20 protein-coding genes are annotated in these 18,384 nt (G+C 59.7%); 11 read left to right on the forward strand and 9 right to left on the reverse strand.

The genetic code is table 11. The annotated features are described in order from the left end of the window. Window positions 1-152 precede the first annotated feature (152 nt). From R3D51_02380 to atpF, 6 genes are all read left to right on the forward strand, one after another. A complete protein-coding gene (locus tag R3D51_02380; GenBank protein MEZ5898317.1) occupies window positions 153-422 on the forward strand; it encodes a hypothetical protein in 270 nt (89 codons plus the stop codon). 294 nt (window positions 423-716) lie between these two features. Next, window positions 717-1,130 (forward strand): AtpZ/AtpI family protein, encoded by a 414-nt coding sequence (locus tag R3D51_02385; protein ID MEZ5898318.1) that lies wholly within the window; start codon window positions 717-719, stop codon window positions 1,128-1,130. A gap of 10 nt (window positions 1,131-1,140) precedes the next feature. After that, window positions 1,141-1,893 (forward strand): F0F1 ATP synthase subunit A, encoded by a 753-nt coding sequence (locus R3D51_02390; GenBank protein MEZ5898319.1) that lies wholly within the window; start codon window positions 1,141-1,143, stop codon window positions 1,891-1,893. A 77-nt stretch (window positions 1,894-1,970) separates the two neighbouring features. Then, entirely contained in the window at window positions 1,971-2,195 is a 225-nt protein-coding gene (locus R3D51_02395; protein ID MEZ5898320.1) for a F0F1 ATP synthase subunit C, read from the forward strand. Between the two features lie 38 nt (window positions 2,196-2,233). Next, complete coding sequence (locus R3D51_02400; GenBank protein MEZ5898321.1) at window positions 2,234-2,809, forward strand: F0F1 ATP synthase subunit B; 576 nt, start codon at window positions 2,234-2,236, stop codon at window positions 2,807-2,809. Window positions 2,810-2,816: 7 nt separating this feature from the next. Further along, the gene (atpF, locus tag R3D51_02405; protein ID MEZ5898322.1) at window positions 2,817-3,308 is read left to right on the forward strand and encodes a F0F1 ATP synthase subunit B; all 492 of its coding nucleotides are present in this window, start codon (window positions 2,817-2,819) and stop codon (window positions 3,306-3,308) included. Between the two features lie 95 nt (window positions 3,309-3,403). Here atpF and R3D51_02410 read toward each other — a convergent pair whose 3' ends face one another. Next, window positions 3,404-3,841 (reverse strand): cytochrome c, encoded by a 438-nt coding sequence (locus tag R3D51_02410; GenBank protein MEZ5898323.1) that lies wholly within the window; start codon window positions 3,839-3,841, stop codon window positions 3,404-3,406. 187 nt (window positions 3,842-4,028) lie between these two features. On the opposite strand from R3D51_02410, the gene R3D51_02415 reads away from it, so the two are divergent. Further along, window positions 4,029-4,226 carry a hypothetical protein gene (locus R3D51_02415; protein MEZ5898324.1) on the forward strand — a complete coding sequence of 66 codons (198 nt, stop codon included), beginning with the start codon at window positions 4,029-4,031 and terminating at the stop codon, window positions 4,224-4,226. 88 nt (window positions 4,227-4,314) lie between these two features. Here R3D51_02415 and R3D51_02420 read toward each other — a convergent pair whose 3' ends face one another. Beyond that, window positions 4,315-5,019: a hypothetical protein gene (locus tag R3D51_02420; protein ID MEZ5898325.1), complete on the reverse strand. Its 705-nt coding sequence runs from the start codon at window positions 5,017-5,019 to the stop codon at window positions 4,315-4,317. Window positions 5,020-5,145: 126 nt separating this feature from the next. Here R3D51_02420 and ispH point away from each other — a divergent pair, with 126 nt between their 5' ends. From ispH to rnhA, 3 genes are read left to right on the forward strand one after another with little or no spacing between them, the layout of a single operon-like run. Continuing rightward, window positions 5,146-6,132: a 4-hydroxy-3-methylbut-2-enyl diphosphate reductase gene (gene ispH / locus R3D51_02425; GenBank protein MEZ5898326.1), complete on the forward strand. Its 987-nt coding sequence runs from the start codon at window positions 5,146-5,148 to the stop codon at window positions 6,130-6,132. A 31-nt stretch (window positions 6,133-6,163) separates the two neighbouring features. Beyond that, the gene (gene thrB / locus R3D51_02430) at window positions 6,164-7,135 is read left to right on the forward strand and encodes a homoserine kinase (GenBank protein MEZ5898327.1); all 972 of its coding nucleotides are present in this window, start codon (window positions 6,164-6,166) and stop codon (window positions 7,133-7,135) included. Then, the gene (gene rnhA / locus R3D51_02435) at window positions 7,132-7,584 is read left to right on the forward strand and encodes a ribonuclease HI (protein ID MEZ5898328.1); all 453 of its coding nucleotides are present in this window, start codon (window positions 7,132-7,134) and stop codon (window positions 7,582-7,584) included. The genes thrB and rnhA overlap by 4 nt, the downstream gene beginning before the upstream one ends. Window positions 7,585-7,613: 29 nt before the next feature. Here rnhA and R3D51_02440 read toward each other — a convergent pair whose 3' ends face one another. The 3 genes from R3D51_02440 to R3D51_02450 all read right to left on the reverse strand — a co-directional run bounded on the left by R3D51_02440 (window position 7,614) and on the right by R3D51_02450 (window position 10,202). Then, entirely contained in the window at window positions 7,614-8,684 is a 1,071-nt protein-coding gene (locus R3D51_02440; protein ID MEZ5898329.1) for an AI-2E family transporter, read from the reverse strand. Between the two features lie 93 nt (window positions 8,685-8,777). After that, window positions 8,778-9,281: a peroxiredoxin gene (locus R3D51_02445; protein MEZ5898330.1), complete on the reverse strand. Its 504-nt coding sequence runs from the start codon at window positions 9,279-9,281 to the stop codon at window positions 8,778-8,780. 51 nt (window positions 9,282-9,332) lie between these two features. Then, complete coding sequence (locus R3D51_02450; GenBank protein MEZ5898331.1) at window positions 9,333-10,202, reverse strand: protein-disulfide reductase DsbD family protein; 870 nt, start codon at window positions 10,200-10,202, stop codon at window positions 9,333-9,335. 168 nt (window positions 10,203-10,370) lie between these two features. Here R3D51_02450 and R3D51_02455 point away from each other — a divergent pair, with 168 nt between their 5' ends. Continuing rightward, window positions 10,371-10,988 carry a YqgE/AlgH family protein gene (locus R3D51_02455; GenBank protein ID MEZ5898332.1) on the forward strand — a complete coding sequence of 206 codons (618 nt, stop codon included), beginning with the start codon at window positions 10,371-10,373 and terminating at the stop codon, window positions 10,986-10,988. 76 nt (window positions 10,989-11,064) lie between these two features. Here the strand turns inward: R3D51_02455 and R3D51_02460 are convergent, their stop codons facing one another. From R3D51_02460 to thrC, 4 genes are read right to left on the reverse strand one after another with little or no spacing between them, the layout of a single operon-like run. Next, a complete protein-coding gene (locus R3D51_02460; GenBank protein MEZ5898333.1) occupies window positions 11,065-14,931 on the reverse strand; it encodes an EAL domain-containing protein in 3,867 nt (1,288 codons plus the stop codon). Next, a complete protein-coding gene (locus R3D51_02465; protein ID MEZ5898334.1) occupies window positions 14,928-15,542 on the reverse strand; it encodes a GNAT family protein in 615 nt (204 codons plus the stop codon). Before R3D51_02465 ends, R3D51_02460 begins: the two co-directional genes overlap by 4 nt. A 12-nt stretch (window positions 15,543-15,554) precedes the next feature. Next, on the reverse strand, window positions 15,555-16,835 hold the full coding sequence (locus tag R3D51_02470; protein ID MEZ5898335.1) for a pitrilysin family protein: 1,281 nt from the start codon (window positions 16,833-16,835) through the stop codon (window positions 15,555-15,557). Window positions 16,836-16,838: 3 nt separating this feature from the next. Further along, a complete protein-coding gene (gene thrC / locus R3D51_02475; GenBank protein ID MEZ5898336.1) occupies window positions 16,839-18,245 on the reverse strand; it encodes a threonine synthase in 1,407 nt (468 codons plus the stop codon). Between the last annotated feature and the right edge of the window lie 139 nt (window positions 18,246-18,384).

Below are 18,384 nucleotides of genomic sequence, written 5' to 3' on the forward strand. Positions count from 1 at the left end.
TCGCCACATCTCACCGAAATTGAGTTCCCGATTAAGTTTGCCGGGCCGATTTGAGTTTGCTCTGTCTGTCTGCACCCGGCGGAACGAAGTGTCGCGCCATGCGTTGCCCCTTAGAAGCTCTGAAACTGCGACAGATAGGAGAAGGGGCGGCCATGAATCCGAATACAATTCCGCGCGGCGTGAGGGATAATCATCGACCCGATAGCGATACTGTTCTTACACCCACAGAGGCACGCCAAGGCTCCCGGCGCTTTATGAACCTTCGCGTTCTGGTAGTTTCACTGGTGTTGATCGGCGTCCTCGGCTTAGCCCTGATGACAGCTTTCACGCCAGAGGAAGCCCAGAAAATGGAGCAAATTTCGTCTGAAACCGACGCTGCCACACCCTCTGGTGAAGGCGCTACGGCCCCATCCACACCCTGAACATGGCCCAGTCCGAGAGCGATGACCTTGGCAACTCCCGGACTGGCCGAACCCGATTCAGCGCACACGTCGTTTTTATGAAAAAAGCTCGCTGCCTCGATAGGGTCGGCGGGCATAGAAAACCATGTGTCAGCGAGCTCGTAGAAGGCTTGCCCCTGCGCGGTTTCGCCATACCGGACGGCCCCGTTGGACCCCGGCCGTTTCCTTGACACCCTACCCCCCCGTAACTATGGTGCCGCCCGTCGATATACCCGACGAGTGTGAATTCCTGCATCTATTCGGACGGACCAAGCCATGTCTGGTGAAGGCAAGGGCCAAGAGCCCGGACGTGGTGAAATCAGTCCCGAGGATCGCGAAGCCATCCGGCAGCGCTCCCAAGACATCGGCCGAAAGCTGGACGCCGTTAAGGCACGCTCCCGCCAAGACGATGCCGACGAGGAGAACCGCCGCCGGGGTGCAGCCTTCGGCCAAGCGTTTCGTTACGCGGCTGAATTGGTGGTGGGCGTTGGCGTCGGTGGGTTTATCGGTTGGCTATTGGACCAGCAATTCGGTTCAGCGCCATGGATGCTGGTTTTGTTCGTTATCATCGGCTTCGCAGCGGGTCTTCTTAATGTGATCCGCGCGGCTCAAAAAGCCCAGGCGGAGAACGTCGCTCTTCAGAAAGCGGCACCCTCGGTGGTGGATGACGACGACGAGAAGGACAACTAGGGGGGTCACCTTGGCTGCTGAAGGCGCGCACGAAGATCACGGTCCGATCGCTCAGTTCAAGATCCATAAGATCTATGATCTGAACCTGTTCGGCTATGACGTCTCCTTCACCAACTCCTCCTTGTTCATGGTCATCGCCCTGGCCCTGATCGTCGGCTTTCTCATGTATGCCTCGCGTAACCGCTCGCTGGTGCCCACGCGACTGCAATCTCTGGCCGAACTCGTATACGAATTCATCGCCAAGATGGTGAAGGACAACCTCGGGTCGGAAGGCATGAAGTACTTCCCCTGGGTGTTCTCGATCTTCATCTTCATCTTGGTTCTCAACCTGCTCGGCATGGTCCCCGGCGGCTTTACAGTGACGAGCCACATCATCGTCACCTTCGCGTTTGCCGCCATGGTCTGGCTGGTCGCCACCGGCATCGGTTTCGCCCGCCACGGCTTTGGCTATCTCAAGCTTTTCGTGCCGGAAGGCGTGCCGCTTCTGCTCTTGCCACTAATCGTGGTGATCGAGCTGATCTCCTACTTCATCCGCCCCATCAGCCACTCGGTGCGTCTGTTCGCCAATATGATGGCGGGCCACACCATGCTGAAGGTGTTTGCCGGCTTCGCCGTGATGCTGCCCTGGTGGGGCAAGATCGCACCGGCGGGCTTCATGGTTGCTTTCACGGGCCTGGAACTGGTTGTTGCAATCCTTCAGGCCTTCATCTTCACGGTTCTCACCTGCATCTACCTCAACGACGCGGTGAACATGCATCACTGATGGGAGCGGGCAGATAGCCCGCGCCGTCATGGCAATCACTCTAATCCAACCTATTGCAATCCAAGGGAGACACTACAATGGAAGCTCAAGCAGCTAAGTTCATCGGCGCGGGCCTCGCCTGCTTCGCTCTGATCGGCGCCGGTATCGGCATCGGCAACATCTTCGGCAACTATCTCTCGGGCGCGCTTCGCAACCCGTCGGCTGCTCCCGGCCAGTTCACGAACCTGCTCATCGGCTTCGCGCTTGCTGAAGCTACCGGCCTGTTCGGCCTGCTCGTCGCTCTGCTGATCCTCTTCGGTTGATCCGAACGACAGCGTAACGACAGCAATTGGAGGGGACTATGCTTGCCGGCATGACAGTGCTCGCAGCGGCAGCAGCCGAGGCGGCTACCGAAGCAGCCACCGAGGCGGCCCATTCGGGTGGCGGCGGCCTGCCGCAGCTCGACGCACACACGTTCGCACCCCAGATCTTCTGGCTCGTGCTGACGTTCGCCGTGTTGTACTTCATCCTCTCCAAGGTTGCGCTTCCGCGTATCGGAGAAGTTCTGGAGGAGCGCGCCGATCGCATCACGCGCGATCTGGAGGCTGCGCAGCGCTTGAAGGATGATACCGATAAAGCGCTCGCAGACTACGAAAAGGCGCTGGCCGATGCTCGCGCCAAAGCCTCGACGATCGCTAAGGACACGCGCGATCAGCTTGCGGCGGAGACCGAAACAAAAAAGGCGAGCGTCGAGAAGACGCTCGCTGGAAAGCTTCAAGACGCCGAGCAGCGCATTGCAGCGACTAAGACCAAGGCGCTTTCGGCAGTCAACGACATCGCGGCCGACGCGGCTGGTGCCGTTGTCTCCAAGCTGATCGGCCAGAACGTCAGTGCTGACGACATCAAGAAGGCGCTGAGCCCTTCGGCAGGCGAGTGAGGAACTGATGTTAGATCCGCTTAATCCATATTTCTGGGTCCTCGTTTCCTTCGTCGGTTTCGTCGCCCTGCTGGTCTACTACAAGGTGCCTGAGATCATCGGTACGGCTCTCGACTCGCGCGCAACAGCCATTCAGACCGAGTTGGACGAGGCGCGCAGGCTGCGTGAGGAGGCCCAAGCTCTCCTCAACGATTATAAGACCAAGGCGCGGGAGGCCGAGAACGAGGCCAAGAGCATCATCGAGCAGGCCAAGCGCGAGGCTGAGGCTTTGGCTTCGGAGAGCAACAAGGCGCTCACAGAGAGCCTTGAGCGCCGCTCGAAGATGGCAGAAGAGAAGATCGCCCGGGCTGAAGCTCAGGCCCTCAGTGAAGTTCGCTCCGCCGCGGTAGATGCTGCGCTTTCTGCCGCCGAGAAGATCATCGCAGGCAAGGTCACCGGTGCTACCAGCAGCGGTTTGATCGACGATGCGATCAAGGATCTTAAGGGCAAGCTCAACTAAGCCTTTCCTGATCCTGAACACCCATCCAGCCGGGCCTCAAGCCCGGCTTTTCTTATGAGCGCATCACTGGAGCTTTGCCGGCTGTTTTGCGCCGCTCAGCCCGCCGGCATCTTCATGGACTTTGCGGTTGTCTCAGTGAGCACGCTGCTGCCAGAGGTCACGCCATTCTGCTTCAGAATATAGGCCGTGATGGCAAGCATCTCATCCTTGGGCATCGCCCCAGGGCTATTTGCAGGCATATTGGCGTGTTCAAACTGATAGAAGTCTTCGACCGACTTGCCCGTCCACCTTTGCGCAAACGCAGACCCCTTCAGCGCCGGCCCAAGAGCGCCGGTGAGATCGGGCCTATGGCACTCCGCGCAGTGATCGTTAAATAGCTGATGCCCCTGATCGGCCTGAGCACTGGTATAGGTTTCAGCTGCAAACGCGATAGGTGGGCCAACAATGCCTGCAACCGCCAAGGCTATTCCCGCCACCAAGAAGGCTTTGAGCGATGAGGAAGACTGCGTCGGGACCGTTTCGGGGGAAAGCATGGGTAAGCCTCACTTATCGGGTTGGATCTCATGCTTGGAAGAACGTTCCGAAGCCCCGCACGTTCCTCCTTGTCCAAATTGTAAGCCAATGACCTAAAGGGGCTATCGCTCTCAGACGCCTTCCGCTTCCAACCGTCGCGGATCACGCGCCACAGTCTCAACGCGGTTGGATGAAAGAGAAGGCTCCATGCTTGTGAGCTCAAATCCGATCTCGGTCTTCATCGACGCAATCTTCGCGATCGTGAACGTCGCGCTGACCGTCGTGTTCGGATATCTCGGAACAATAGCGACGTATGCCCTCGTCGCAGCCTTGGTGGCAGTCGCTCTGTTCGCCGTGATCGCCGGTCTGCGTACGCTACGCCGAAATTCGCGCGACACCTCGTGACCCCACAGCGAAGTTTCACCTTCGCAGTCAGAACGCCGTGCTCAAGCCCTTGAGGAAAATTCTGCGCGTGTCACAACATGGCGGAACGTCAGCCCGCGCCCGCCGCCTTAGGATCAAAGCCCACGGTAACTTCGAACTCGCCGGGTCGTGTGCCTTCGGGAAGATCGAAGGTAATGGACTGCACGGCTGAGAAGTAACCGATCGGCTTATCGGCACCGACGACGACATCCACATTCATGTGTTGTCCCGTAACGGGCGCGCGCTTGGAATCCGTAACAGTGACATTGACCGGCAGCGTGATACTGCCCGGCTTGCCACGCGGCCCCAGCAGAACACGCCCTGAGAAGCCGTATTTAACCGTTACGCGACCAGGCTCAACCTGGCACTCGCGCGCGGTCTTCGTGATTTCGCCACGGTGCATGATGGCAAGACCATCGCCAGCGCGCCCAGGCTCGTAGAAGGTGATGTTATTGTCGCGCGAAGCCAGAACCATACGCGGACACCCGCCAGAGATTTCGCCGACGTTGGTGCTGCCGGTGGTCGCGGTATCGCCAGACTTGGCGGCGGTCAAAAGGGCCTCTTCGCTCACGTCGCCGCCAGCCGCCCCGCTCGTCGAAGACGAACCGAACATGCCCCCGCCCAGCCCCGAAGTCAGGCTCGACATGCCACAGCCAGCGAGCGTCGCGCTCAGCGTGACGACGGCCAAAACGCCTGCCAGACGCCAAGCCGAACGACGCTCGCCCAACTTTTGGCGTGGCGTCGCGGCGGCGCCCCATAATGTGGCATTATCCAAGTCGGTCCCCCTGGGTTTTGTACCCAGACCCCTTGCATTGTCCCCAAAGCACCGTAGCATCCCGCGACCTCACCGTCCAAGAGCTTTTGTGGCGCTATCACCTGATATAAAAGGACTTTTACCAAGATGACCGCCCCAATGCCCGGGCATTCCCCCGAGAAAAAGGCGCCACTCAAGATCCTTCTCGCTGCTCCGCGTGGCTTCTGCGCCGGCGTGGATCGCGCGATTCAGATTGTCGAACAGGCTTTGCAGAAATTCGGTGCTCCCGTCTATGTCCGCCATGAGATCGTCCACAATCGCTTCGTGGTCGACTCTCTCAAGGCGAAAGGCGCCATTTTTGTGAAGGAACTGTCTGAGATCCCAGACACCGACCAGCCCGTGATCTTTTCGGCACACGGCGTGCCCAAGTCTGTGCCCGAAGACGCCAAATCCCGCAATATGTTCGTTTTGGACGCAACCTGTCCCCTCGTGTCCAAGGTTCACATGGAGGCCATGCGCCACCACGAAAACGGCCGCCAGATTGTCTTGGTGGGCCATCGCGGCCATCCAGAGGTGGTAGGCACCATGGGGCAACTCCCTCCGGGCGCCGTCATGCTGGTCGAAACCGCAGGCGATGCCCGCGCGTTCTCGCCGAAGAGCCCCGACAAGCTTGCTTATGTCACCCAAACCACGCTTTCCATTGACGACACTGCGGAGATCGTCGGCATTCTCCGCGCCCGATTCCCGTCGATTGCGGGCCCCGTAAAAGAAGACATCTGCTACGCAACCACCAACCGGCAGAATGCGGTCAAGGCCATCGCCGGGAAAGTCGATTGCCTTATCGTGGTCGGCAGCCCGCAAAGCTCCAACTCGCTGCGACTGGTCGAAGTGGCCGAACGATCCGGTTGCCGAAACGCCTTTCTGCTGGAGCGCGCGTCCGGCCTCGATTGGAACAGCCTCCCGCCGCTCAAGACAATCGGGCTCACAGCCGGGGCATCCGCGCCCGAAGTCATCGTCGATGAAGTGATTGACGCCTTCGCCGAACGGTACGATGTCAGCGTGGACGTGGTCACCTCGGCGGAGGAACACGTCGTATTCAATGTGCCAAGGCAGTTGCGAGCAAGCGCCGGCTGAGCGCATATGCGGGCCTTGAGCGGGGTTCCTGATGGCCGTCTATACCGAGATCAATGACGAGGAGCTTACTCGCTTCGTCGATGCCTACGGGCTGGGACAGCTGATGTCCTACAAGGGGATCGCCGAGGGCGTGGAGAACTCCAACTATCTCGTCAACACCACTTCAGGCACGTACATCCTCACGCTTTACGAAAAGCGCGTCGATCCAAACGACCTGCCGTTTTTTCTCGGCCTGATGGAGCACCTGTCCCAGCGCGGCGTGACGTGTCCGCTACCGGTGCACGACCGCGAGGGCAAGGTCCTCAATAAGATCGCTGGACGTCACGCAGCTTTCATCACGTTTCTGGAAGGCGTTTGGCCGCGCAAGCCATCGGCGGTACAGGCGATGGAAGTCGGCGGAGCAATGGCACGTATGCATCTGGCGTCGCAGGATTTCGGACTCCGGCGGCGCAATGCCCTCGGCATGTTTGGCTGGCGACCTCTGTTCGAAAAGTTCTCTAGCCGTTGCGATGACATTCTGCCGGGCCTCAATACACTGATCTCCAACGAACTCGACGTGCTTGAAAAGCGTTGGCCGCGCGACCTTCCCGAAGGCGTCATTCACGCCGATCTATTCCCAGACAACGTGTTTTTCATCGCCAACAAGTTGTCGGGCCTCATCGACTTTTACTTCGCCTGCAACGACGCACTCGCCTACGATATCGCCATTGCTCTCAATGCCTGGTGTTTCGAAAGCGATTTCTCCTACAACGTCACCAAGGGCCGCGCGCTTATCAAGGGTTATGAGGATGTGCGCCCATTGACGAAGGGCGAACGCGAGGCGTTTCCGCTGTTGGCGCGCGGGGCGGCCATGCGCTTTCTTCTGACCCGCAGCTACGATTGGCTCAACACGCCCAAGAACGCGCTTGTAGCCCGCAAAGATCCCTTCGACTACGTTCGTCGGCTTCGCTTTCACCAGAGCGCCACGTCGCTTGCAGACTACGGCTACGAGGTGGCCGGATGACGAACAAGGAACTGGCGCCGGTCGTGATCTATTCCGACGGCGCGTGCTCGGGTAACCCCGGCCCCGGCGGCTGGGGCGCGATTCTGATTTATGGAGCACACCGCAAAGAGCTGAAAGGCGGCGAGGCTCATACCACGAACAACCGCATGGAGCTTATGGCGGCTATTGCCGCCCTCGCGGCTCTCAAGCGCCGTAGCCATGTCGAACTTTATACCGACAGCGCATATGTAAAAAACGGCATCTCGCAGTGGATCCACGGTTGGAAGCGCAACGGCTGGAAGACGGCTGACAAGAAATCCGTCAAGAACGCAGAGCTGTGGCAGCAGCTGGATGAGCTGCGCGCCCAGCATGAAATCTCATGGCATTGGGTGAAGGGCCATGCGGGCCACCCAGAGAACGAGCGCGCAGACGAACTGGCGCGCGAAGGAATGGCACCCTTCAAGGCATAGCATTCAGCTTCAGAAGAAACGCAAAGCGCTCAGCCGGTTTTGCCCTCGCTCGCAACCGCCTCGTCAGAACGTTTTGCAGCATCGCCGAGGATTTCAACCGGCTCGTCGAGCACATCCCGAATGTAGAGCCGACGTACCGCAATATCGATCACAATCGAAAGCGGGAAGCCTAGCAGAACGCCGAGCGGTCCGAATAACATCCCCATAGCAACGATAGCGAACAAACCAGTGGCGGGCGGAATGGAAACCGCGCGGCCGACAACAAGCGGCGTAATGAGGTTACCCTCGACCTGCTGCACGATGATCATAACGACCAAAGCACCCAGCATCGCCTGCCAGCTTTGACCCGCGGCAATTGCTGTCGTCACCACAGCCGCCATGATCGAGCCAATGTAGGGAACAGCATTCGCCAATCCGGCAAGGAGCCCGAGCGCCAACGGCGATTGAACGCCTGCGATCCAGAGTCCAAACCCGGTCATCAAGCCTACCAACACCATCGCGACAAGAACGCCGCCAAGCCATCTGTGCAAAGCCTCACCGATGTCTTCCAGCGTTGCGATGGCGTTCGCGCGGTAGTCTTTAGGTATAAGCTTGAGCACCCCTTCGCGGTAGGACTTGCTGTCGGTGGCGAGATAGACCCCGCCGACCAACATCACACTTGCTCCAAGAACGGCTTGGCCGACTGAAGCACCCCACGACAAAAAGCGCGGCAGCATGGTTGCGATGCCGCCTTTGGCGCCCGAGCCTGTCAGCAACTCCTCTAGCGAATTGACGCCAAGCGCCTTGCTGGCATCGCTCAACAATGTGCTCAGGCGAGCGTCCAACGCTTGCCATTGGCTCGCCATTTCGGTGCCGAAGAAAACGATTGCCGCGACCAATCCGGCGACGATCAGCAATGTCGTCAACACGATCGACCAGGTTTCTGAAAGGCCGATGCGCTCGAAAGGTCGCGCCAAAGACCGCAAGGCCATCGCAATCAGCACTGACCCGAATGCCAACAACAAAAGCGGCGATAACAACCACGCAGCCACTATCAGCGCCACCACCAGGGCTGTCAGCAATAGTCTGCGAATGAATACCGCGTCCGTTAGATCGCTCATGGAAGGTCGCAACGGCCAAAGTCGAAGTTGAAGTGGCATCCGCGCCGCGCGCCGGTTGCGGCCACGCGACGCCGACGCCCTGAGACCTAGCGCTTAGAGCGATCGGTCGATCATCGAGCATAAAGTCTCGGCACTCGATTTATCATGGACTGGCGGACTATCATCGACGTTCAACACCTTGACGACGCCATCCTCGACCATCATCGCATAGCGCTTTGAACGCACGCCGAGTCCGATACCAGCTCCCGACAAATCGATATCGAGCCCGATGGCCTTGGTGAATGACGCTCCATCATCCGTCAGCATCAGGATCTTGCCATCGCTGCCGGTGGCCTTGGCCCATTCGTCCATCACGAAGACATCGTTTACCGCCGCACAAGCAACGGTATCAACGCCCTTGGCCTTCAGTTCGCCGACGCGATCGACAAAACCTGGCAGATGGGCCTTGTGGCATGTTGGCGTAAAAGCGCCAGGCACGGCGAACAACGCAACCTTCTTGCCTTTGAATAGTTCATCCGTCGTTTTAGCAACGGGGCCCTCGGGTCCCATCGTCATGAATTTCGCGGCCGGAAGCCGGTCTCCGACTTTAATTGTCATGGGGTCTGTTTCCTCGTGCTCGTTCGTATGTTGATACTTGGTGTTTGCTGTTTACGGCTTTGCGATATCTTCAGGCAGAGAAATCAAGGTTTCCGACTGGCCTTTGGTTCCGACCATCGTCACCCAGATCTTCTTCCCCGCCAAGTCCTTGAGGTCTCCTGCGTCCGTCAAATCCGCTTCGAACAGGTTTGGTTTCACCTTGTTGGTCATCGGAAGGTAGATGCCCTCGTCGGAAAAAAGAAACACGTCGCCCTCGGCACCTTCGCCAGCGACGTCCATAACCAACATAGCCTTGCTGTCGCGCTTTTCGATACGCCAAGAGTCCAGTACGGGGGCTGTCGAGCCGGACTTCTTTTCCGCAACGTCCAGAAGTTTGGGCACGCCGGCAAGTGCTGAGGTTAATTCGGCATCGATCTCTGTCTTGTCGGAAACCTCAAACTCCATCTCCACCTCCGCGGGGATGCAAATGTTCTTGCACACACCGTAGACGGCCTTGAGATGCAGCTTTACCGGTTTGGAGGGATCCTGAGGCGTGATCTCGACCGGAAAGATCACATGATCCTTGTAGCCGATATTCGCACCGGCTTTGTCGATCAGCCGGTGAGGCGCAGGATACAGCACTTGTGCCGAAGCAAGATTGTCTGATCCGGTCCAATCGAACTCCGGCGGAACGCCGCCTGCTTCACCCGGACTACGCCAATAGGTCTTGAAGCCCGGGCTCATCTGGATTTCCAATCCAGCCGCATAGGCCGCATTGCTTCCTTCGCGCGGCTTGGCCATTGCGATCAAGCGCGCCTTGTTGTCGTAACCTTGGACCCAGTCCGATTGATCAGCGTGCGCGTTTGCGCTCAACACGAGCATCGTACAAACCGCGCCCACGACCGCGCCGATGCGGGCAAACCCGCACTTATTCATCATCATCAGCCTGTCTTCTGCTTTCAAATTCTTCACCATGGCGAACCGCCGACTGCTTGCCGGCGGGTGAGGATAATCGAAGGGCTTTCTTCTTCGCTGTTACGGGTTTAGTCTAGTCACATGAACGTGCCCAAACGAAAGCCCAAGCGTAAGCCCAAAGCGCCGAAATCTGCCATGAAAGCGCCAAAGCACCGGCCCGGTGGAGAAATCAGTAGCGGCTACCTGGAAGGTCAGCTGCTCGTTGCGATGCCACGCATGTCCGACAAGAGGTTTGCACGGTCGGTGATTTACATGTGCGCACACTCCGAGGAAGGCGCAATGGGCTTAATCATAAATCAACGGGCCGACCACATAACCGCACCCGATCTGCTGGAGCGGCTCGGCATTGAGACGCGCAGCACCAACGACGAGATTTCTGGTGACGTTCTTTCCCTATCCATCCAGGTCGGTGGCCCGGTGGAGACTGGACGCGGCTTCGTTCTTCATAGCGGTGATTACTTTGCCGAAGACTCCACGCTCGCAATCGAAAGCGGCATCTGCCTGACCGCGACTATAGACATCCTCAAGGCCATCGCAGCTGGCCAGGGGCCTGACAAAGCCCTGCTTGCATTAGGCTATGCCGGGTGGTCGCCGGGGCAGCTCGAAAGCGAAATCCAGGCCAACGGATGGCTGTCTTGCCCGGCAGATCCTGAGCTGGTGTTCGGCTCAGACCTTGAAAACAAGTACGCCCGCGCAATGGCCAAGATCGGCATTGATCTTTCCCACCTCGTCAACGACGCGGGACACGCCTAGTCCGAACTTGGCAATCTGGGCTCTATCCGAAGACTACGCCCCTTAACCTAGGGCAGCGGCCATCATGAGCCAAAGCTCAACCAGTGCCGTCCTTCTTTTCCTTGGTTTGCCCGGTTGGCTTCACTCCGGCAAGACGCGCAAGCGAAGCCGCAACTCCCGGCGGAAGATTTGAAAAATCCGGCTGCAACGCCTGTGGTTGAGGCTGGCTCGGCAGCGGCGGCGGTGGTGCACGCATGGGGCGGCCGGTCGGCGGCACATCGTCAGCCGTTGCAGTACCGTTCGCGGCAGGCGCCCCGTTGCCGCCAGCAGAACGCGCTAACGCTTCGCCCAAAGGACGCAAGAGTGCTGGCCCCACATCGGCGGCAGGCAGTCCTTGCAGTCCAACTGATTCCGGAACAGACGCTGGCGGAGGCGGAGACGCACCGTTTGCGTATGTTGGAGGACGTCGCTCAGGGGCCGCTGTGGGCGGCAATTGCAACGGCGGCACTGCCGCCGTTGGCAGGGTCGGCAGCCCAGCAGAAGGTTGCGGCGGTGGCTGCGTCTTGGGTACGCCCATGCGCGGGTCAGACGGCGGCACAGGCGGCAGCGAGGCCGCAGGCTGAGCGGTCGCCGGGCTTGTGCGCACGACGGGCCTCAACTTCACAGGTGGTGAGCGCGGGACCATCTGGGATGGTGCGGGCGGTTTGGCCGAAACACCAGCAGCGGTTCCCAAAGGCGGCAACACAGCGTCGTTCTTGGCGACGATCGCCAGCGGCACCTGCGGTGGCCCAGCTTGTGGTTTGGAACCTTCCGGCTTGGCGGCCCGTGCCTGTCCGTTGATGGCCGCCTGACGATGGCGCGCGCGCACCACGGACTGGGGTAAGACGTTCGTCTTTGAATCTTCCGCACCATTAGCTGCGGTAAGTACCGGCGCATTCGGTGTCGGCGTGGCCTCGGCGTTGTCGCCCGACTCGTGTTCAGCCTGTTTCTTACTCGACGCTTTTGCCTTGAAGAACCCACGCGGCTGCATTTTGCGTTCCGACTTGCGGATCAACTTCAGCAATTGCAACACATCGCGCTCAGGCATCGGTTCGCCAAAGTGATAACCTTGCGCATATTCGCAACCTATGGACCGCAAGAACGCTGCTTCGTCGTGGCTCTCGACGCCCTCAGCCACAACTCCTTTGCCCAGTTCATGTGCCAGAGCCACGATCGAGCGCATGATCGCCGCGCCCTGCCCCGACGAGCTACCTCGCACCAACTCGCGGTCGACTTTGATGGTGTCGAACGGGAACCGCTGCAGATAGGCAAGCGACGAGTATCCGGTTCCGAAGTCATCGAGTGCCAGTTCCGCACCTGCACCGCGCAAGGACTCCAGAACCTCCGCTGATTGCTCTGGATTCTCCATCACAAGCGTCTCGGTAACTTCGAGCCGCAGACATCCCTTAGGCACGATGTTGCGGCCGAGGACGTGGCGGATCTCCTGAACGGCTTCCGGCCGGAAAATCTGACGGCTCGAAACATTGACCGACACAAACAAAGGCCGCTCGGAGCGCGGCAACTCGCTCTGCCAGCGCGCCGCATCGTGCGCGGATTTCAGCAGCACGTTGGTGCCGAGCTTGATGATGAGATCGCTCTCTTCAGCCACCGGCACAAATGAAACCGGATTGAGCAGCCCGAGTTTGGGGTGCTCCCAGCGCACCAGCGCCTCGAAGCCCGCCAGTTCCTTGGTCGGCAGATAGACGATGGGTTGGTAGAGAACTTTAAGCTGATTGCGGTCGAGTGCCTTGCGCAGGTCACTCTCGATCTGAATGCGCTCGTCACGGTCGCGCCGCATGGCGGGCTCGAAAGCCACGACGCGGTCGGCGCCGGCGCGCTTGGCGCGGTACATGGCAATCTCAGCTTCCTTCAGAAGCTCGCCGTCACCCACGCTTGTGTTGTCCCAAAGCGCGGCACCGATCGACCCGGTGAGAACGATTTCCTGATTGGCGAGAGGAATAGGCGCGCGCAGTGATCGGCGCACACGTTCCGCAAGCGAGGGCAGATTGCGGGCATCCTCCTCCGACAGGAACAGCATCGCGAACTGATCGCCCCCGACCCGTGCCACCGTATCGAGCGGCCCAAGATGTCGTTGCAGCCTGCGCGCAACGGTCAGCAACATGCTGTCCCCGCGCACCATTCCGAATGTCGAGTTCACGCTCTTGAACTTGTCAATGTCGAGGAAAAGAATGGCTGGCCTGATGTTGCTTTCAGTCTTGGCACGCGCGACCGCCGTACGCAGCCGATCAAGGAATAGCTCGCGATTGGGAAGGCCCGTCAGGCTGCAATGCACAGCATCATGCAGCAATCGCTCGTAGGCGCGCTTGGCATTGGTGATGTCGCGCATAAGACCGACACAGCGCAGCGTTCTTCCATCGGCGTTTGGAATACTAGCTGCCTCAAGCTCAAACCAGCGCCAGCTATTGTCGGTATGGCGCATCCGGAAATCGGCGCGAATACGAACTCCCGCGCGTTCCTGTGCTGAAAGGAGCATGACACGGAATCGCTCCTGATCCATCGGATGTATGTGATGGACGAAGTCGTCTGACTTGGCTGACAACTCGCCGGGCATCAAGGCAAGCGCCGCCTCTACTTCGGGACCAACCTTGAACTCGTCGCGGCGGATGTTCCACTCCCACACCGCGGAGCCCGATCCGGCAATGGCGAGCGACCGCGCCTGAAGCTCAGAGGGCGCGCCGGCGTAGACAGAGTCGTTGGAGCGGAAGGCAAACTGAGTGACCGTGAAGCCCATCAGGATAACGACCAACACCAGTCCGGCGACAAGGCCGCTTACCACCATGTCGGTAGACAAGCGGCCCGACAGCGTCATGCCCGTGGCGAAAATCCAGACCAGAAAGAAGACCCAGGTTGGAATGAGTGATAGGGCGCGGTCTTGCCCGCGTACCGCGAGGAAGAGCGTAAACATCGCGCCGATCGCGCCAATTGCCACGAACGACAACCGCGCGAACGTGGCGGCCAGGCGTGGATCGATGACGGCAACCGCAACAAGCGCTAGCTGCGCGATGACCCAGACGCCGATCAACATCCGCACCAGACCATGCCACAGCCCAAGACGCAGGAAGGTCGTGAGGAACATCACGAAACTCGCCGCCATGGCCGCTTCACCGGCCGCGCGATAAACCGCGTTGTCCTCCGGTCTCAGGTTGAACAGTTTGTGGAAGAACCCGAAATCGACGCACAAGTACGTCAGCACTGACCACGAAACGAGAGCGGCGGCAGGAAAAATGATCTTATGGTTGGCCGCAAAAACCGCAGTGAGAAAGATTGCCAGCAAGCCGGTAAGGCCGAGCATCGCGCCGTTGAAAAGCTGCCGGTCGCGCGTTTTGACCTCATATGAAATCGGCTTCCACAGGTAGAGACGCGCATAGCGCTCCGACGACAGCTCCGCGACATAGGTGATTGTCTGTCCAGGCTCCAGCGTAATGCGAAAAACGTCGGCGCGGTCACTCTTGATGCGTTCTGGCACGAAGCCGATGGACGGCGTGACGCTTTCCACGCGCCGGGCGTCGAGATCCGGCCAGATGGTGCCAGAACCAATTACGTTGTAGCGGTCTGCCGTCAGCCAGCGTTCGATCGGCTTGTCGGTTTTGTTGGAGAGCGCAAATACCATCCAGTTCGGATTGGCTCCCGGAACCGACGCGCGCACGGTCATTCGGCCTGAAACGCCATCGTTGCCTGCCGCCGTTTCGACCTGCAGGCTGTCGCCGCGGCCTTCATAGGCCTCGCCGAGAGTGGTGATCTCGATCTTCTCTTGTTCCGGCTCAACGACGATGGGCGTTAGAGCGCGGGCGGCAGGGGCGGTCGCGATGAGCCACGCCACCGCCAGGACAGCCACTGGCGCAGAGGCCGCAAGCCGTTCCGGTATGTGCGCAATGAGCCGCAATCCGCGGCGGATCAAGGTCATGGCAGATTACCCCGCGTCAGACCTTTCAATGCGCCGTCCTCTTCCGTCAAGGCATAGATGAAGTGATCTTCCCAAGCGCCGTTGATTTTCAGGTATCGCCGGGCCAATCCTTCGCGCTGAAAACCGCATTTCTCAAGCACGCGGCGCGAAGGCAGATTGCCGGGCATGCAGGCGGCCTCTACCCGGTGCAGACGTAGCGTGCGGAATGCGAACGCCGTCATCAGATTGACGGCGCGTTGCATATGACCATGACCTGCGAACGGAGCGCCGATCCAATATCCCAGCGTCGCGCACTGAGCCGCGCCACGGCGCACGTTCGACAGAGTAATGCCGCCCATCAGCGTGTCGCCGGGGCTGGCGGTGATGAAGTAATAATAGCCGTGATCGTCGCGTGCATCCTGGCCATAGACCTTCAAGCGGCGGCGATAGGCAAGACGTGTCAGCTCATCGCGCGACCAGGTGGGCTCCCACGGCGCCAAGTGAGCACGGCTCAGGGCGCGCACCTCCGCCCATGCCACGTAATCGCTCAAACCGGGCGCACGTAGCGTGAGGTTCGGGGCGCAGATCGGCTCCAGGTAATCCTCAGGTAGCGGAGACCTCAGGAATGCCATGCCGTAGCCCCCTCAAGCCCGAGCTACTGTCTCGACGATGGCAGCGGCGGCATTTTCCGCCTGCTCCTTCGCCTTGCGACCAGAACCAACCAGCGCCAGCGTGGGCTTTTCACTCAACAATTTGCGGGCGAGCGCCTGAACGCTCTCCGGGGTAACTTTCTCGACCCGGCCGGTGAGTTCGGCCGGCGAAATGATGCGGTTATGAGCCAGAAGATGACGTGCCATCTGTTCCGCGCGAACGGATGAGCTTTCCAGCGCCATCAGCAAACCAGCTTTGAGCTGAGCCTGGGCACGATGGATCTCGCTCGTTGAGGGGCCTTGATCGGCAAGGGCTGCGAGTTCTCCGGCGACGACTTTTGCAAGTTCATCGACCATCCGCACACCCGTCGCTGCGTGAACCGCCAGCATGCCCGTGTCTCTTAGCCCCCAAACGCTCGAATAGATGGCATAGCAAAGCCCGCGCTTTTCCCGCACCTCCTGGAACAGCCGGGAAGACATCCCGCCACCCAAAACGCCGGAGAAGACCTGCGCGGTCATGTAGTCATCATCGAGGATGGACGGCGACGGAAAGCCGATCAGCAGATGGGCCTGCTCGAACGATTTCCCCGATGCCGAAATTCCGCCCGCGTAGTGCGCGCGAGACTCACCCCCGTCTTCGCTAGGAGTGAGCCTGCCGAATAGGGCCTCAACGTGGCGGACCCACACATCGTGGTCGATAGCTCCTGCAGCCGAGAACACCATCGCTTGGGGCGCATATTTGCGACCAAGAAAGCCTTTAAGATCAGCGGCGGAGATGGCGCGCACGCTCTTGGGCGTTCCCAGGATCGGGCGTCCTACGGCTTGACCGGGAAAGGCGGTCTCCTGCAGCAACTCGTAGGCGATATCCTCAGGATCGTCCTTTGCTCCGGCGATCTCCTGCAGAATGACCTCGCGTTCCTTCTCGAGTTCTTCCTCCGAAAACGAAGAGTTGAGTAGGATGTCCGCCAGCAACTCCAGCGCCACCTTGTCATCGCCTTTGAGTACGCGGGCATAATAGGCGGTGGAATCGAGCCCGGTGGAGGCATTCAGATCTCCGCCAACCTCCTCGATTTCCTCGGCAATGCGGCGAGCTGAGCGCGATGCTGTACCCTTGAACGCCATGTGTTCGAGAAGATGCGAAAGGCCGTGCTCGTTCGCCTCCTCATGGCGGGCGCCAACGCCCACCCACATGCCGAGGGAAACAGTTTCTACCTGCGGCATTCGGCAGGAGGCGACACGGATTCCATTTGCGAGCGTGGTGACTTCAGGTTTCATGTCTTACGCCTTCACCAATGCACGCGAGGCGCCTTCGATGTAGCGCTCGATCGCTCCAAGCTCAGCAGGTAGCACCTCGGTACGCTCCGCGTCCGTCATGAGCGTGGAGAGCTGCTCGGGCAACTGTGGACGATGCCCAGTGATCGCCTCAAGCGCATCCGGGAACTTGGCCGGATGGGCCGTTGCCAGAATGACCTGAGCGGGCCCTCCGTGATGTGGAAGCGTCTTGTCTGCTGCCACTACGGCACAAGCGGTGTGCGGATCCAGGAGGTAACCGGACTGATCGTGTGTGCGGCGGATAGCGTCCGCTACCTCCTGCTCGCTGGCGGAGGCCGCCTTGAAATGCTTCTGCAGCGTTTGCGTCAAAGACCCAAGATCAAAGCTCCCGCTCTGCTGCAAAGAGCCCATGAGACCGCGAATGAGCGCCGCGTCACGGCCCGAAGCTTCGAACAGATAACGCTCGAAATTAGAAGAAATCTGAATGTCCATGGATGGCGACGACGTCGCCTGCACCGGCCGCATCTCATAGCGTCCGCTCGCAACGGTGCGCGGCAGGATGTCGTTGGCGTTGGAGGCGATTACGAGGTTGGCAACCGGCAGCCCCATGCGAGCCGCGACGAAGCCTGCAAAGATGTCGCCGAAATTTCCCGTCGGCACGACAAAGGACACCTCGCGTAGCGGCGCCCCCAGCGCACTGGCGGCAACGAAGTAGTAGGTGGCCTGCGCGACGATCCGGGCCCAGTTGATCGAATTGACGCCTGAGAGTTGCACACGATCTCGGAAGGCGTGGTCGTTGAACATCGCCTTCACCAGCGCCTGGGCGTCATCGAACGTCCCCTCGATGGCAAGTGCATGAACGTTCGGCTCCGTCGGCGTCGTCATCATGCGCCGCTGCACGGCGGAGACGCGGCCTTGCGGGTAGAGAATGAACACATCGACGAGCTTGGATGAGCGGAAGGCTTCGATCGCCGCTCCGCCGGTATCGCCCGAGGTGGCCCCTGCGATGGTGGCCCGCTGCCCGCGTTTGGCAAGCACATGATCCATCAGCCGCGCGAGCAACTGCATGGCGACGTCCTTGAAAGCCAGCGTTGGGCCGTGGAACAGCTCAAGGATGAATCGGTTGGGTCCAATCTCGACCAGAGGTGTCACGCTCGGATGGCTGAAGGTCGCATAGGCATCATCGGCCATGGCGCGCAGCTCATCCCGCGTGATGGCATCGCCGACAAAGGGATGAATGACCTCGACCGCAACCTCGGCAAAGGATTTTCCGACCATCGCCAGGATGGTCTCCGAGGGCAGCTTCGGCCACGTTTCGGGGACATAAAGCCCGCCGTCGCGCGCCAGCCCTGCCAGCAGCACATCCTCAAACCCAAGCGTGGGCGCCTCACCGCGTGTCGAAATGTAGTTCACGTCTATCTATCTCTTTTCTTGGGTCTTTTCGCTCAGTTCGAACGATGGAAATGCTTTATTCGCTTGAGCTTGGCAGGTGGCTGAAGAGTAGAGTGCTGACCGTGGTCGGGCAAGCCGAGCTAAAAGAAACGATCGGGCA

Source organism: Hyphomicrobiaceae bacterium (assembly GCA_041397645.1).
GTDB lineage: Bacteria > Pseudomonadota > Alphaproteobacteria > Rhizobiales > Hyphomicrobiaceae > Hyphomicrobium_B.